Origin of the sequence: Flavobacterium sp. GSB-24 (genome assembly GCF_027924665.1) — a bacterium.
GTDB lineage: Bacteria > Bacteroidota > Bacteroidia > Flavobacteriales > Flavobacteriaceae > Flavobacterium.
Genome location: NZ_AP027043.1, coordinates 769,550 through 787,537 on the forward strand (window position 1 = coordinate 769,550; position 17,988 = coordinate 787,537).

The following is a 17,988-nucleotide window of genomic DNA, read 5'->3' on the forward strand; positions in this document are numbered from 1 at the left end:
GGCAGATAAAAATTTTGAACAGTGCTTAAAGAAAAATTACGTTTAGGCTAGTAAACAAATTGCTTTTAATCGAATTTTATAGCGCTTAATCGATTAATTATTATAACAAGGTACGATTTTATTTACAATGAAATTCACAATGTAGTATTAAACATATAATTTTAACACCTTAAAATCAAAATTAAAAAAAATAGGAAAAAACTGTTAATAAAACTCTAGAAAAGATCAAAATACTGATTATCAATGTTTTAAAAATATATTTTTAAATAAAAAAAAGCCTTTTACAAAATTTTGCAAAAGGCTTTTATAATGAAGAATATTAGTTTAGAAAATAACTTTTTTTGAAGTTGAACTGCCATTGTGAAAAAACACTTTGACCAATAAAACTTGATGAGTAGTAAACAAATTTTGGACAGATAACTTTTTTGTTTCTAGATTATCTATTTTTTGTAATTGGTTTCCTGAAACATCATAAACGATAACTTCTTTAATATCTTCTTTCAAAGATTCAATATTAATAATTCGATTTTTTATAAATATTAAAATTTCCTTCAGTTCCTCTTCATACTTTTTATTCCCTAAGTTTTTAGTAGTATAAATTATTAAAAAACGATTATTAAAAGTTCCAATATCTGAATCAAACTGATACGAAACTTCACTAAGATTATGAATTTTATTTGAAGTTTTATCTACTAAAAAAATACTTATATCATCAAAGAATTTATCCTTGTGATCAATCTCTAAAGTCAGCATATCTTTAACAGTCGTTCTATAGCCCAAAGGAATAGAATCAGTTGAAATAAAAGGCATTGACCTGCCTTGAATTGCTAATTTTTTATTTTCTACGATACTATAAAATTCAACTGTCTGTTCAGAACTTAAAAAATCTGCATCATAATTCAAGTCCAGAGCATTAGAAGCTCCATCTGCGTAACCAAGGAGAATCTGTTTAAAGGCTCCATCATTATCTTTAAGATTCAACCAAAATCGATGTTTTTCTTCTTCTTTTTTAATAGCTGAATCTTTAGAAGGTTTAAAAAAACTACTATTATTTCCTGAAATCCGCATACTATTATTAAACTCTACAGTACCTTCCGTATTACTTTTTATAAAAAATGCCTGCCCTGAAGCTATTGTCCCATCTGGAGCTGAATTACTGACACCAGAATTCGAAGAAGATCTTGTTCCAACCCCACCTAGGAGGTTATAAACTGCAAAATCATCTTTCCCATATTTATTATTTAAAGGCGGAGTATTATGAGTCCAAAAGTAAAGTGCTCCTTTTGTTTTTGTTGCGTTGCTTTTTAAAAAAGCATCTGCGCTGATGGCTGATGGGTATGGATTTCCAATTAAATAATATTTATTCGCAACTGCAAAGTAAGATTGTATTTTACCGTTATTTGGAACACCTTTAAAAGTCCCTTCAAATATCGTACGCTCTGTAAGCGAATAATATTGAGGAGCCCTAATATTATAACCCTGTCCTGGAATCATAGTCATTGTTCCATTATAATTAATTGTCCAGCCAGAAATTGGATCATACCAAAAGAATTTATCTCCCAGGGTATCTGGTGAAAAATCAAATAATAGCTGATTATTTACAGGTGAAGACCAATAAGTAAGATCATATCGAATTACGGGATTTGTCTTTCTTTTTAAATGAATAATTCCAGTATTCAGCATATCATCATCGGTCTGATATAAGCTGGCAGAGTCTTCCAAAACTAAAGTTCCAGCACCTGTGTATGCAAATTCAATTCCTAAAGTGTTTTTTTCTAATAGAGTAACAGTTTTATCTTGATCAATATTGCATCCGCAAACATTCGTTGTGGTCAAATTAGGATAGTTATCTTTAAAATAAACATCTTTACCAGCCGAAGGAAAACCATTTGACCATGAAATTCCGTTCCAACTTGTTGTATTTACACATAGTTTTAAACGTGCAATTCTATGTTTTGAAATACTAGATACCGAATTAAAATTTCCACCAATCAACAATTTATAATCTTCAGTAAAGTTCATTGAAAAAAGCGTATTATTTAATTTTGATGTAAAGGAATTATCATAAGAGCCAGATGGTAATAATCGAATCAGTCTCAAAGATGAAACATTTTTATATGTTCCTGAAAAGCTTCCTCCAACTAAAATCCTATCATCCGGCTGGACTAAAATAGCACGAACATCTCCTTTGCTAAAACCAGTTCCTGACTCAAATGTATTATCAAGACTTCCATCACTATTTAATCTAACGATTTTCTTTTGCGAAATTCCATCAAAAGTTAAAAAGGATCCTCCAACAATAATTTTCTGATCAGATTGCAATGCAATTGCGTACACATATTTATCGAAACCATTTCGGATATTAAAACTTAAATCAACACTTCCATCAGCATTCAAGCGCACTAGGCCTGCAAAGGGTACATTATTAAATGTTTTGAAGTGACCTCCTACTAGAATTTTTCCGTCTGATTGTATAACTAAAACCTCAATCGTTCCATCTGCTCCTGAACCGATATTGAAATCCAGATCTTTTGATCCATCTGGGAGTAGTCTAACAATTTTACCCGTATTTACACCATTATACTTTCCAAATGCTCCTGCGACAATAACTTTTTGATCAGGCTGAATTGCTAATGCATACACTTGTCCGTTAAATCCATCACCAATATTAAAGGAATTATCGATTTGTCCGTTCGAAAAAATTCTAACGATTCGATTATTTAAAACATCATTGTATTTAGTAAAGTTTCCTCCTAATATAATCTTTCCATCGGTTTGTAATGCAGTTGTTTTTATCAAATTATTTGCTCCTGAATTTTCAGGATTAAAAGAGGGATCAATTGTTCCGTTTTCTAAAAGACAGGTAATTTTAGCAACCATTATTCCGTTAAATTTTTTAAAATTTCCTGCAACAATTGTTTTCTTATCAGAAATAGGCAGAATACTTAAAACAGAATTATCAAATCCAATTCCCGAAGATAAATATGATATATCATGTTCTCCTTCTTGATTTATTTTTGCTAACTTACCTTGATTTTGTTCATCAAAAACAGAAAAAGATCCACCTATAAACCATGATCCTTCATCATCAAATTCCAAACTTAAAACAGATGATGTACCAGGTCCTGAACCGATATCAAAATTTTGCTTTAAAGTTCCATCTGCATTCAGAAAAACCAATCTATTTACTTCAACACCATTATAAAAACCCTTAAAGGATGTTCCAACCATAATGTCTCCTGTTGCATTCAATTTGAGAACTTGCACACCTTCTTTGTTAAAACCTGAGCCAGTTAAAAAACTTTCATCTTTTGTTCCATCATCATTCAACCGAATAATCCGATTAGCTGTATTTCCATTGTAATTTGTAAAATTACCACCTAAAATAATTTTCCCATCTGATTGTAAAACAATAGCATTTACATCATCGTCAAAAGCAGCTCCAGTGCTAAAACTAGAATCGAAACTTCCGTTTATGTTTAACCGAATAATTCGATTTGCTGGAGTACCGTTGAATGTGATAAAATTTCCAGTAAGAATTATTTTTTCATTATTAGTAACTTTAACATGTGAGATATTTAATGACGATCCAGAACCCGTCAAAAATGAAGAATCGAGTGTGCCATTTGGAAATAAACGTGCAATTCTATTTACTGTAGTACTTGTATATTTGGTAAAACTTCCAACAATAATTATTTTTTCGTCTGACTGGACTGCAATGTCGTAAACAATTCCTGTTGTTACTCCAACAGTGGTATTAAAACTAGGATCATAAGATCCATCTGAATTTAAGCGAATAATCCTCCCTGCACTAATTCCATTATAATTAGTAAAACTGCCTCCTAGAATTATTTTACCATCGGCTTGCAGATAGGATGCATATATTTTGCCATTAAAACCAGTTCCTGTGTTGAAACTTTCGTCAATAGATCCGTCGGGATTTAATCTAGTGATATAGGAAACAGGAAATCCATTTAGGCTTAAATAATCACCTCCAACAATTAAATTTCCATCTTTTTGCAAGGCAAGCGTTCTTACCGCTCCATCAAATCCATCTCCATTTTGTCCATCATCTAGTATATTAAAGGTGTTGTCTACTTTACCTTGCTGTGCAAAAATTTTCCCAGCTGTAAACAATGAAAGAATGAGAATTGGTACTAAAAATAAATTTTTAATCAAAACAAAATAATTAAAGTTAACATATGTAAGAATTCAGCTAAAATTATAAAGTATTAATAAGGGACGCAATACCAAGATTTAGGGATATTTTGACATAAAAAAAGTCCATTCTTTTTATGGAATGGACTTTTTTAAAATCTAGGTTGTGTTTACTATAAATTACTATAAATAATTTTCTTAGTAAAAGTATGCCCGTTTTCTAAAGTTATTTTGACTAATAAAGCTTGATCACTTGAATTTAAGTTTGAAATTTGTAATTCTGATGAATTTACTCTGTTTTTGCTATATAATAGTTGCGCTCCAATATCGAAAATCTTTACTTCTTTTAGTGCTTCTTTTGAAGAAATTCTAACTACTTTATTTTTAACTGAGACTAAAATTCCATCTGAAATATTTTCAAAGTCATCCGTTCCTAATGTTTTAGAAGTATAACGAAGGACAAAACGGTCTGTAAATGTTCCAATTGCAGTTTTAAAAGTATAATTTTCTTTGCGAAGATCTGTTATTTTTCCTGTTGTTTTATCTTCTAAATAAACAGCCTGGGTATCAAAGAATCCGTCTGCATGGTCAATTGCAATGGTAAAATCACCTTCAATTAAAGCTTTATATCCTAAAGGCACCAGATCGCTGGTGTCAAAAGGCAGTGCACGTCCCTGAATGGTTAGTTTTTTAGATTCGCTGATGCTGTAAAAATCGATATATGCGTTGGCACCCATTGTTACGGCATCGTAGTTTACATCTATTGTATTTGTTGCTCCCTGGACATAACCGACAAGTGCTTGTTTAAGAATGCCGTCTGCGTGGGTCATATTCAGCCATAAACGATTTTTCTCAACAGTTGATTCTGATGTTTTGTAAAACTGGGTATTATTGCCGGGTCTGCGGATATGGTTGTTAAAGATTATTGTCCCCGCAGCAGGTTTTGCAAAAAATCCCTGCGCTGCGGCAATATAGCCGTCAAAAGGAAGTCCGTCTCCCCCAGCAGTTCCTGTTGCGTTATAAGCTGTAAAATCATTACTGTAATAAAATTTATTGTCACCAGGAACAGACTGTGTTGGAAGTGCATTATGCCCCCAGAAATACAGCGACCCTAAATTTGGATTCTCAGCCATTAACTGGTCAGCATCTATGGCAGAAGGGAAAGGATTTCCAATTAAATTCCACTTTCCCGATACTGTATTCACAGATATATCCCCATTATTGGGAACTCCTGTAAATACTGCAGTAAAGATCGACGGTGTATTAATATCAAAATACTGGGGAGCTCTTACGTTATAACTTTTACCGATTTCCATCACCATAGTCCCGTTATAATTGATCATCCATGCAGCTGCATTGGGATCATAATAAGAAAACTTATCTCCCAAAGTATCCGGCGAAAGATTATAAAGTGTAAAACCAGGCTTTGTAACCGGAGTTGACCAATACGTTAAATCATATCGGCGTACAGAAGTTGCTCTTTTGTATACAATATCTCCTGTATTTACTGCATTTGTAGTCTGTACTAAACTTGAGTTATTCTCAAAAATTAACTGGCCGTTTGTGGTAACCGAATTAGTAATGGTCAGAGTCACTCCGCTTGGAATAGTTACAAAAGCTCCTGAATTGACAATTAAGGAACAAATAGTGGTGTTGGTTGTAAATGGCTGATTTGGAGTTGTTGAAGCAATTATGGCTCTCCTATTTAGACCTGGAAGTCCTGTTGACCAGCTCGACCCATTCCATGTTGTTGAAGAATCTTCTCCGACATTTATATTAGATGTCGCTGGGGAATTACAGCTTCCAGTATTTACTCTAAAAGAATATGAGCCCACTGCTAAATTTGGTACAGTAAACGTAGATCCAGTGCCACTATAAGTAGCAGAAGCAGTTCCTGTCTGTGTAATCTGCCAAGTTCCTGAAGCAGGTAAATTTGTTAAATCAATACTTCCTAAGCTTGCACAGGTAACAGGATGTACCGCACTAATTGTTGGAGGTGCAAGCAGGATGGTAATTGTTGCATTATTATTGTTGTAATCATCTCCAGAAATATCTGTGACAGTATTTAAAGATGGATCAGTTCCTGTAACTGTAGCAGAATTAACAATTCTTCCTGCAGCAACATCTGCTGGTGTAACTGTGTAAGTTGCTGTTATTGTTGCTGTTTGATCGACAGCTAAAGAAGAAATTAGATTACTTGAAAACACCATTCCAGGCATCGGGTCAGAAACACTGATATTTGTAATTGGAACTTGTCCTGTGTTTTTTATATCAAAATTGTAAGTGATGACGTCGCCTGCTTTACCACATGATGATAATGTTGCTTTTTTAATCATACTCAAATCTGCAATTTTTAAAGATTTTGTATTGAAAGCTATAAAAGCACAATCTGAGCTTCCTGAAAAAACTACTACAAAACGATCAACCTGAGCCGCATTTGCAGAAGTGATGCCAAAAGAACTAGTCTCGATTCCCAGCATTCTAATGTCTCTTGTAGCTGCTGGTGTAAAAGCCGTTACGCCATCTGTCGCTCTAAATAAATCTAAACTGTAAGTTCCAATAACCGAAACAGAATTAAAACTAACGGATATTTGATTACCTACAGTGTTTCCTGCTGCATCAACAAATTTAAATATATCTTCAGTTCCTGTTCCTCCTGGTTCGGCAACTTGGGTAACGAGTAAATCTGGAATATTGTCATTTATACCTACTAAATTTAAATTGTTTGTTCCGATTTTAAATTCCGCAGTACCATTTGGAATGTTGGCGATTCCAGTTCCTAAGCTTAATCCATTCTTGCCATCTGTAAGTCTTGAAGCCCTTTCGCTTCCAGTTGATACAGCTCCTGCTAATGGTGGAATTAAGGTGGTTCCCGTTGCTGAGCCATCTATCATCGATCCTTGTAAAAAATAGGTGCTTGTGTTTGCTCCTAAAGTTTGAATTTTTAAAGCTCTAAAGTTTTGCGCATTATAAGAAACAGAATTTGTGTTTAATTTATTATCCTCTACACCTGTCGAGAAAGTTTGGCCTCTCCATTCAAATGCTAATAAATTATTGACATTGTCAGGACGATTTCCTACGCCTGTGGCTGCATTTGATGTCCAGTAACCAGTTCCTGTTTTATTCCAGTCAGTATGAATTCTGGTTATTGTATTACTTTGGCCTGTAATTTTTAATGATATCAGAAAAAAGAAAATAATTGTTTTTTTTAATGATAAAGAACGGAAATTCAATAGCTTTTTTGTGCTCATGAAATTTGTGGTTAAGATTGGTTGATAATGGGCTTTTTGGGTATTCTTTTAAATATTTTATATAAATTTTCTAACACGCAAAAATCCGACATTGATTAGGTGTCGGATTTTGTTATGAGTATAATCTCATTAATTAAAAATTATCTTTTTCGTGACTGTATGGTCATTATCTAAAATAACTTTAGCTAATAAAACTTGATTGCCAGACTGTAAATTTGATATCTGGAATTCATTCAAATCAATTTTGTTTTTAGTATAAATTAATTGACCTCCAATATTATAAATCTGTACTTCTTTTATATTTTCAGTAGTAGAATTTACTTTTATAACTTTTGATTGTACAGAAACTAAAACCCCGCTTTCTGAATTTTCAAAATCATCTGTTCCTAAAGTTTTAGAAGTATAACGAAGCACAAAACGGTCTGTAAAAGTTCCTATAGCAGAATCAAAAGAATAATTCGATTTACGCAAGTCTGTTATAGTTCCGGTAGTTTTATCTTCTAAGTAAACTGCCTGATCGTCAAATAATCCATCTGCATGATCAATTGAAATTGTGAAATTTGTTGCAACTGTGGTTTTATAACCAAGAGGAACTATATCTGAATTATCAAACGGTAATGCTCTACCTTGAACTGTTAGTTTTTTAGATTCATTAATACTGTAAAAATCTACAAATGTATTTCCAGCAATAGTTACAGCATCAAAGTTAGTATCTATGCTATTTGTAGCTCCTTCTGCGTATCCAATTAATAATTGTTTAAATGCATCTGCAGTATTGCTCAAATTTAACCATAGACGATTTTGCTCATTTGAGCTTGATTTAGCATTTGTTTTAAAAAATTGTGTATTCTTTGCGTTAATTCTATAATTGTTTTTAAATGTAACTGAGCTCACACTTGGTTTTGCAAAAAATGACTGCCCAGCGGCTATATATCCAGATGGCTCAACACCTCCTGAAGCTGCTCTCGTTCCTCCCAGCATAGTAAATGCTGCAAAATCGGCACTACCATATGAATAAGAGTTACTTCCGTTTATTTTAGCAGGTGGTGTCTGATGAGTCCAGAAATATAAGGCTCCTGTATTATTGTTTGAAATAAATTGTTTTGCATCTACAGCTGATGGATATGGATTTCCTATAAGATTCCATTTTCCACTTGTAACAGTAACTGAAACGTCCCCATTGTTAGGTGTTCCGAAGAATTTTGCTGTAAAATCTGAGGGTGTGTCAATGTCATAATACTGCGGTGCTCTTACATTATATCCTTTTCCAGGCTCCATAACCATTGTTCCATTATAATTAATAGTCCACCCGGCGATAGGGTCATAATAAGAATACTTATCTCCTAATGTGTCTGGTGATAAATCATGTAAGGTAAAGCTTGGATTATTTACAGGTGTTGACCAATAAGTTAAGTCGTAACGACGAGCATTAATTTTTCTCTGCATTTCAAAAGCGGTAGTATTTCCTGTAAACATAGTTTTACTTGTGCTGGTTTGAAGCAATGACCCACCATCTTGTACAAGTATTTTTCCTCCCGTTCCTACGGTTATATCTTCATCAACTGTTAACGTAATGTCTTTTGGGACTGTTAAAGTATAATTTGGGTTGACAGTACAAGAACAAACTGTAACATCTGAACTTAATGTTGTGTTTGAATTGATAACTATTGAACTGTTCGTTGCAGGAGTACCTGTTCCGTTGTAGGGTGTAGTTACTCTTAGGAAATTTACAGCAACATTAGCATTTCCACCATCTTCTCTTAAACGAATTTCTACACGAGAATTACTATTTAATGCATAAGTAGTTGGATTATTAATTATAGTAGCAGTATTGGTATATCCAGACTGAGTAAATACTAAATTACCATCAATATATATTTGAGTTGCATCATCAGAATTTACAAGTTGTATTTGATATTGACCACAAGGAAAACCGCGGCGTTTAAATGAAACTGTAAAATTATCATCTGGCATTGGTGCTCCCTGCCAAATTGTTGCTGCAGAAGGCGATTTGGTAACACCCCAGTAAGTTTTTGAGTCAACGTTTAAGTTTGGATCTACATAATTTCCTGCATACACTGTATTTGCAAGGTTTAGATCATTTTTAACGTAACCGTAAACATTCCAAACTTTATCTCCATAAACTGTTGGGTCTCCTTTTATTAAACCAAATGATATAGCAACTCTAGATGAACCATCAAATTCAAAATATTCAAGAACAAATTGATGTGTACCAGCAGTCAAATTTTGTAAAACAGAATCTACAGTGTAACTATGCTGATTCCATCGTTCCAAAACTTTTGTTCCATCTATATAAAGTCTAATACCGTCATCACTTCCAAGCATGAAGTTATAACTACCAGCTTCAGTTATATTTGCAGTCATTTTGTATCGAACAAAAAACCTGTCAGTTGGTGCTGTTTCACAAGGGATATTAGTTGTAACGCCACTAACGGCCCCTTCTGCAACATTTCTATCAAAATTTTTATTTTCTGTTACTGTTCCAATATAAGTTGCTATGCTGGTGTCTGGTGTAGTAGTTGGAGTTGCTGGATTTGGAGCAGTATTTCCTGTCCATTTGTAAACATATCCAATCCAAGACTCATTGCCAAAAGTTGTTTGATCACCAGGTGTTACACAAGTTACTAGTTCATTTGCTCCCATATAAGGTTTTAACCTCGCATTATTGTCAATGTCAGTAGTTACAGATGCAATTGTAGTTCCTATTAAAGTTTTGTTTATTGCATTATTTGGATCTAAATATAGACTGCTTATAAATACAGGATTCTCATTTTTAGAATTGGTATCTTTAGTGGTTGTAGTTCTCCAAGCTGCAAGAGTGCTTTTTTGATTCCCTCCGTTGTAGTAGTTTCCAAATGAGCCTAAATATTGTGTGCTGTAGTAATCATTATAATCCAAAGTTGGGAATTTAGATATATCAGATGTTTCAAAATAAATTGCAAAACGTGTGCTACCAGAGGTCTGTGAATTTACGAAAATGTTATTTCTAATGTCAAAACCTGATCCATCTCGTACATACAAAGCAGCAGAAGATCCTGAAGATTGATTAGTAGTTAGTTTAACACTATTATTATATATTTTGATATTTGAACCACTATTTATGTAAATTCCAAAGCCATCTTGAGAACTTGGGTCACCACCTCCAGCGCAGTTAATATCTAATACAAAATTATTGTATAATAGCTGATTATTTCCAGAGGTATAAATTCCAGCAGTCGTCTTACCTTGATTGCAAGTTACAGAGTTAATTTTATTACCAAAGATTGTCGCGTCATTTCCTTCTACTTTTATTCCAAACGCTCCTGTATTAGTTGAGTTGGTATATAAACTTGAAACTATATTTTGACCAATAGATGTATTATTCCCTTTAACATAAATTCCATAACCTGAGCCATTACCAATATTGCTTTCAATATTTGACAAAATGTTTTGTGTAACTACTCCAGAGTTTGCATTTTCAATATAAAGTCCAGAATGATTTGAATTACCTCCTAAATTTGATGGTAATCTAATTCCATTAATAGTGTTTCCGCTAACAGTATAGTTGGAAGCATTTAAAATATATATACCTAAAAATGCTTTAGTATTGTTATCTGTTGATGAAATTTGATTGTTTAAAAACTTCCATCCAGTATTAGATACATTTTGTCCTCTTACAATTATAGCCTGTTTAACTTTAGTAAAAGTTACATTTTGAATCGTATTATTTAGATTATTTCCGTCACTGTTTAATGAACTTCCACCAGCTATAATTCCAGTTGACAAAACGCCTACTTCAATTCCTACAATGTTTAATTCTATTTTTAAATTTTGGATTTTGTTATTATCGGATCCATTATAAAACCAAATGCCCGCTCGGTTGGTGTAGCTGTTTGAGGCATCGCTAAAAGTATTATAGATTTTTAATTTATTGTCAGAAACTGTATTGTTTCCATCAATGATTACATTGTCTCCATTGTTGAAAGCAATTACTGCTCCATTTGCGATATTTGCTGATATTACAATATCTTTCCCATTGTTTGGTTTTATAGTAACTGTATTTGCGCTAATATTTGCAAATGAAGCTATTGTAAGTTGAGATGATAAGGTTTGATTTTCATCTAATAAAAATCGCACAGGTCCATTAATCCCCACATTATTCAATCTAGTAACTGCTGCTAAAAGAGTTTTAAAGTTCGGATCTGAATTGGTAGAACTAATTACATAATCACCATTTAGTTGGGTAAATCCTAAAAAAGGCAACAATAAAAATAAAAGTAAAGTTTTTTTCATGTTAAATGTTTTCTATCAGTTTGTTATGCTGGCATAGGACTTTTATGCGTCGCAAAGATATATACATCTACGTGCTGCAAATTAGGAGGGTTTTGATAACTTATATATATTCGATGAATTGTTAAAAAAGTCGACGAAATACATATTAAAAAATAACAACTGGCGGGATTTCTTATAAAACAGGAAAAAAAAATATAAGAATAATCGTAAAATTTAACGTTTTTTGAGATCGTTTTTTGAGATTTTAGACTGAAAAACGTCAGGTTTGGCATAAAATCCGCAAAAACGGAATATTTTACAACCAAAAGTTATTTTGTGTTAAATAAGGAATTTAATACAATTTTTGTGCAAGAGAAGTGATTTTGAAATAGTTGAAAAAATCATTTGTTAGAGGGAAAGACCATTCTAATTTTCTTCCAATTCTTTTACTTTTTCGTAAACCAAATTACTTTCATATCCTCTTCGAAGCATATAATCACAAAATTTTTTGCGTTTTTTTAAAAGATTACCTTCTGATATATTATTCCAAGATCTTTCGGCTAGATTTTCAAAAGTTTCAAAATATTCTTCTGGAGAAATTTCCTTCAAAGCCAATGTGATATTTGTTGCCGAAATATGTCTTGCTTTCAATTCGTTTGTAATCCTAATCTTTCCCCAATGTTTAATACGATGCTTACCACGAGCAAAGCTGCAGGCAAAACGAGTTTCATTAAGAAAGTTTCCTTCAATTAATTGTACGACAATACTGTTAACTTCATCAGAAGTCATTTTTAAGCTGTACAATTTAGCAACAACTTCATCATGACAACGTTCTTGATAAGCACAAAAATGCTCTAGTTTTTGTAAAGCTTCTTTGATAGTAAAAGTACACTTCGTCGGGTTTTTCATTCTTTTTAACGTTTAAATGTAATAATTGTCAATTAGTTATAAAATAATTCTAAAATTTGTTAATATATTCTGAAAAGAAATAAATTATAACCTTGTAGATTAGGCTAATTTAAATATTTTTGTACGGAAATTTTAACATTTTGATTTCTGATAAAAGTCAGGATTTTAACATTTTAGATTTCAGTAAAATACCAAAAGACATTTACTTTTTTTTGAAAGAATGCCCTTTTTGCTTTAAGCAAACCAAAAACAAATTTAAAACAAATACCTACTGTTATATGATGAGAAAACTACTTTACTCGTTTTTATTTCTTATTTCTTTTATTAGTTATGCACAATGTCCTTTCGGAAGTACGCAATTTGGAACTACTCAATCTATAATTTACAATAGAGAAGCTGTTGCAGGTACAAACGTTGGTACTGTTACTTTTACAAATGTGCCAATGGGTAGATATGTAGCAGTTAATGTAATTCAAGGATTAACTTATACAATTACCGCTTCATCAAACCAATCTTTTATAAAGCGAATTACATTTTTTAACCAAACTAATACAGCTGTAAATGTGGGCAGTGCTTTGGCAGGTTCAAATAATGGAAATGCGACTTCTACCAATTGGCTAGCTGGATTTACGGGAACATTATTTATTAAAATTAATAATAATTCTAACTGTATATCGACAACAGGGAATAACTCTACCATTACTGTAACTTATACAGGAGGTAGTAATGTAGAGCTTCAGGATAGGGAAGGAAATAATTCATGGATTGCTCATGTTTATGATTTCTCTGATACTGTTAGCGTAACACCTCTATCAGAGACAAATGCCTTTACTAATTCTAGTTACTTAGGGGCTTTCACACAAGCAAATAACATTGTTGGAAGTACAACTTCATTTTCTCAAAATTACGGTGGAGGAAATACGCCATCTTTTGCTTTTGTTGCAGGAGGTACTAATCAAACATTTTATGCTGAGACATTTGCTGTACGCTATAAAATGCGATCGACTTTGCCACAAGGTTGCTATTTTGTTCAAGTAAGGGGAGATGACGGAGTAAAACTTTCTGTAGACGGTGTTAAGGTTTTTGATGCATGGATCCAACAAGGTGCAACAGATTATACAAATATATTGGTTTATTTAAATGGTAATAGTCAGTTAGTACTGGATTACTATGATAAAGATGAAGCAAATGTGACAGATTTTAGCATTTATCCAGCCGAAAGCACGATGAATTCTGTTAATATTATAAATACTTCAGGTCCTGTTTATCGTTGTGCCGGCAGTAATTCAGTGCTAGATGGTTCAGCCATTACTTATCAAGGATCGAATATCAATCCATCAATTAAGTTTCAATGGCAATCATCTCCAGATAATCTGAATTGGACAGATATTAGTAGTGCAAATGGAGAGAATTATACAGTACCATCAACAAGCCCAACTGCAACATCAATAGTTTATTATAGGAGAAATATTACGGGAACAGCAGCAAATGCGTCGTCATGTATTTACAGTACAGAATCAATTGCTGTTATAACAAGTCAAAATGTAAATCCCACTATTCCAGTTCTTTCAACAGCGACTAATATATTTTGCTCACAGTTTACTGCTAATTGGACTGTGGTAGGCTCAGCTTCAGGTTATTATTTGGATGTTTCTACAAATAATAGCTTTACAGCAATGGTTCCAGGTTATAATAATTTAGATGTTGGATTAGTGACATCATACAATGTTACTGGATTAAGCAACAATACACTTTACTATTATAGATTAAGAGCTTATAATAAATGTAGAAATAGCACAAGTGCTTCTTCTGGAGTTGTTTCAACTTCAACAGTATCGCCAGTAGCAACAATTAGTGGGAATGCAACAATTTGTCAAAATGCAAGTTCTCCAAACATCACTTTAACAAATCCACAACCTTTACCTGTTACTATCACTTATAACATTAATGGAGGATCAAATGCTACTGTAAATTTAGCGGCAAGTTCCACAGTAAATATTGCTGTTCCGACAACAAGCTCTGGGGTATTTGCTTATAATTTGGTAAATGTAGCTTATCAATCTTCTCCAACTTGCTCAAATTTACTTTTGGGTTCCGCAACAGTAACAGTTAATCCAGTCCATACATTAACTGCAGGCGGAAATAGAAGTGTTTGCCAAAACAGTGCGATGACGGATATCACAATGACATTGGGCGGTGGAGCAACAGGAGCAAACGTTACTGGTTTGCCGGCTGGAGTTACTAGTTCAGTTTCAGGAAATACTTTAACAATAAGCGGAACACCAACCGTTAGTGGTGTGTTCCCTTATAATATAACTACGACAGGAAATTCATGTACAGCAGCTACAACGAGTGGAACTATAACTGTTGGAATTGGAAACAACGTCATAAATTTTACAAATGGTACTTCCGGAACAGTTTGTGTAACTACTCCTGAAAATGGTACATCTAGTTTTACCGCTCCTACAGGAACATATTTCAATACAGTAAGTTTCTCAAGTTATGGATCACCAACAGGTTCTTGTGGCAATTTTGCAATTAATTATACCTGTCATTCTGCAACAAAAAGTCAATCTTTTGTAGAAGGGCAACTTTTAGGTAACACAGGGACAATAACATTTTTAGCTAATAATGCAAATTTTGATGATCCATGTGTTGGAACTGTCAAAAATTATTATGGTTCAGCGGCTTATTCTTCTCCGGTATGCTCTGGTACAGTGCCAGGAACTATTACAGGTACAACCCCAACAGGAAGTGGAACTTATACTTATTTATGGCAGATCAGTACCACAAGTGCTACTGCTGGTTTTACTGCTGCACCTGGAACAAATAATTTACAAAATTATACTCCAATTAATTCTGTAACTGTAAATACTTGGTTTAGAAGAGTAGTAACTTCTGGAGGTACTTGTCCAAATACTTCTGCCGCTGTGTTGATAAAAGTTAACCCTTTGCCAACAATAGCTTCAGCAGCAACAGCTTCAACAATTTGTTTTGGCGCAACAAGTACTTCATTAGTATATACAGGAACAACTGGAGTGCCAACAACATATAGTATAACGTGGAATTCTACGCCATTAAATAGTTTTTCTCCAGTTACAGATGCTTCACTTACAGCAACCCCTATTTCTATTGTAATTCCATCTACAGCTACAGATGGCACGTACACAGGAACAATAACTGTAAAAAATGCAAATGGTTGTGTGTCTATGGGTAATACTTTTAGTCTTGTCATTCGCCCTCAATTTACATCTGGAGCAATTAATACCACAGGGGAAACAATTTGTTCTGGAGGAACTCCTTCTCAAATTGGAAGTACTACTGCAGCAAGTGGAGGAGATAATATGATAACATACAAATGGCAGGCAAACGGAGTTGATATTGCAAGTTCAAATTCTGCAACATATACACCACCAATAGGATTAACAGCTACTACAGTTTACAGAAGATTTGCAAATGACGGGACATGTAATACTACGCCAACCTTATCAACTGGAACATGGACGGTTACTGTAAATTCACTTCCAACTACTCCAACACTAACAAAAAATAGTGATTTTACTTGTACTAGTTCAGGAAGCGTTACATTAACAAATCTTCCATCTGGAACTTGGACAATTAAGCAAACGGGAACAGCATCACAAACAATTACTGACACTGGAAGTTCTCGCAATATTACAGGATTAGTAGCAGGAAATTATGATTTTACGGTTACAAATGCCGCAAGCTGTACTTCAAGTCCAGTAGTATCAGTTAATATAGTAAACCAAACTTCAACAACAACTTGGAATGGTTCAGGTTGGTCAAATGGTAACCCAGACGGAACAAAAACTATTATTATTGCTTCAACGGCTAGTCAACCATTTACAATAAGTACTCCAAATGTATCAGGATGTTCATTAATAGTTAATTCTGGTGCGGTTGTTACAATTCCAAGCGGAGTGACTCTGACCATTACTAATTCGGTTACCACAAACGGCCAGTTAATTTTTGAGAATAACTCAAGTTTAGTACAGACTACAAATGCAGTAAACACAGGAGATATTGTATACAAAAGAGCAACTTCTGTACGCCGTTATGATTTAACGTATTGGTCAACTCCGGTTACAAAGCCTGGTTTTACACTTTATAATCTTTCGCCGGATACTTTGGGAGATAAGTTTTCTTATTATGACTCTAATGCGGCTGCATGGATGATCAATTATAACGGGACTATGGTGATGGAAATCGGTAAAAGTTATAACGTAAGAGCTCCCCAGTATTTTGATATTAATACACCGTCGATCTTTACTGCAGTATTTACAGGAGTTCCCAATAATGGGGATATATCTGTGAATACAGTATCGGGAAAGTGGAATTTAATTGGAAATCCTTTCCCTTCTGCCATAGATGCTGACCAGTTAATGGCTGAGAATCCAAATTTAGGGTCGCTGTATTTCTGGGGGCATAATGCACTTCCAACACAGTCTGTTCCTGGTGACAATAAATTTTATTACAGCACTGATTTTACAGCTTATAACGCAACAGGAACTGCTGGGGGAGACGGACTTCCTTTTGACGGCTATATTGCCGCAGCGCAGGGATTTTTTGCAAAACCTGCTGCGGGGACAATAATCTTTAACAACCATATCCGCAGACCCGGCAATAATACCCAGTTTTACAAAACATCAGAATCAACTGTTGAGAAAAATCGTTTATGGCTGAATATGACCCACGCAGACGGCATTCTTAAACAAGCACTTGTCGGTTATGTCCAGGGAGCAACAAATACAATCGATGTAAACTACGATGCCGTAACAATGGGTGCCAACGCATATATCGATTTTTACAGCATCAGCGAATCTAAAAAACTAACCATTCAGGGACGTGCACTGCCTTTTGACACCGGCGATCTGGTACCTTTAGGATATAAAGCTTTAATTGAAGGTGATTTTACCATTGCAATTGACCATGCAGACGGATTCTTCGACACGCAGGCTGTTTATTTAGAAGATAAAACAACAGGAAAAATAACAGATCTTCGCAAAGAAAATTATACTTTTAAAACTGCAATTGGAACATTTACAGACCGTTTTGTCCTTCGTTATACTTCTAAAACTTTAGGAACAGATGACTTTGAAAATATTTCAGATGGAATTTTAGTCTCAGTTAAAAATAAAATAGTTAGAATTACTTCTTCAAAAGAAACTATCAATGATGTTATTATTTATAATGTACTGGGTCAGGAAATATTCAATAAGAAAAAAATTAATAGTACAGAATTTCAAATTTCGAATTTGCAGACAGGAAATCAAGTTTTACTGCTAAAGATTAATCTACAGAATGGTCATAGCACATCAAAAAAAATAATAATGGATTAATTCCTAAAACAAGAAACCCATCATAATTTGATGGGTTT

5 protein-coding genes are annotated in these 17,988 nt (G+C 33.7%); 1 reads left to right on the forward strand and 4 read right to left on the reverse strand.

The annotated features are described in order from the left end of the window. Positions 1-324: 324 nt before the first annotated feature. The 4 genes from QMG60_RS03615 to QMG60_RS03630 all read right to left on the reverse strand — a co-directional run bounded on the left by QMG60_RS03615 (position 325) and on the right by QMG60_RS03630 (position 12,590). Positions 325-4,179, reverse strand: coding sequence for a T9SS sorting signal type C domain-containing protein (locus QMG60_RS03615; protein ID WP_281866903.1), 3,855 nt, complete (start codon positions 4,177-4,179; stop codon positions 325-327). A gap of 152 nt (positions 4,180-4,331) precedes the next feature. Beyond that, on the reverse strand, positions 4,332-7,409 hold the full coding sequence (locus QMG60_RS03620; protein ID WP_281866904.1) for a T9SS sorting signal type C domain-containing protein: 3,078 nt from the start codon (positions 7,407-7,409) through the stop codon (positions 4,332-4,334). A gap of 129 nt (positions 7,410-7,538) precedes the next feature. After that, positions 7,539-11,702 carry a T9SS sorting signal type C domain-containing protein gene (locus QMG60_RS03625; protein ID WP_281866905.1) on the reverse strand — a complete coding sequence of 1,388 codons (4,164 nt, stop codon included), beginning with the start codon at positions 11,700-11,702 and terminating at the stop codon, positions 7,539-7,541. A gap of 405 nt (positions 11,703-12,107) precedes the next feature. After that, entirely contained in the window at positions 12,108-12,590 is a 483-nt protein-coding gene (locus QMG60_RS03630; protein ID WP_281866906.1) for a regulatory protein RecX, read from the reverse strand. A 278-nt stretch (positions 12,591-12,868) separates the two neighbouring features. On the opposite strand from QMG60_RS03630, the gene QMG60_RS03635 reads away from it, so the two are divergent. Next, a complete protein-coding gene (locus tag QMG60_RS03635; protein WP_281866907.1) occupies positions 12,869-17,950 on the forward strand; it encodes a T9SS sorting signal type C domain-containing protein in 5,082 nt (1,693 codons plus the stop codon). The last annotated feature ends 38 nt before the right edge of the window (positions 17,951-17,988 follow it).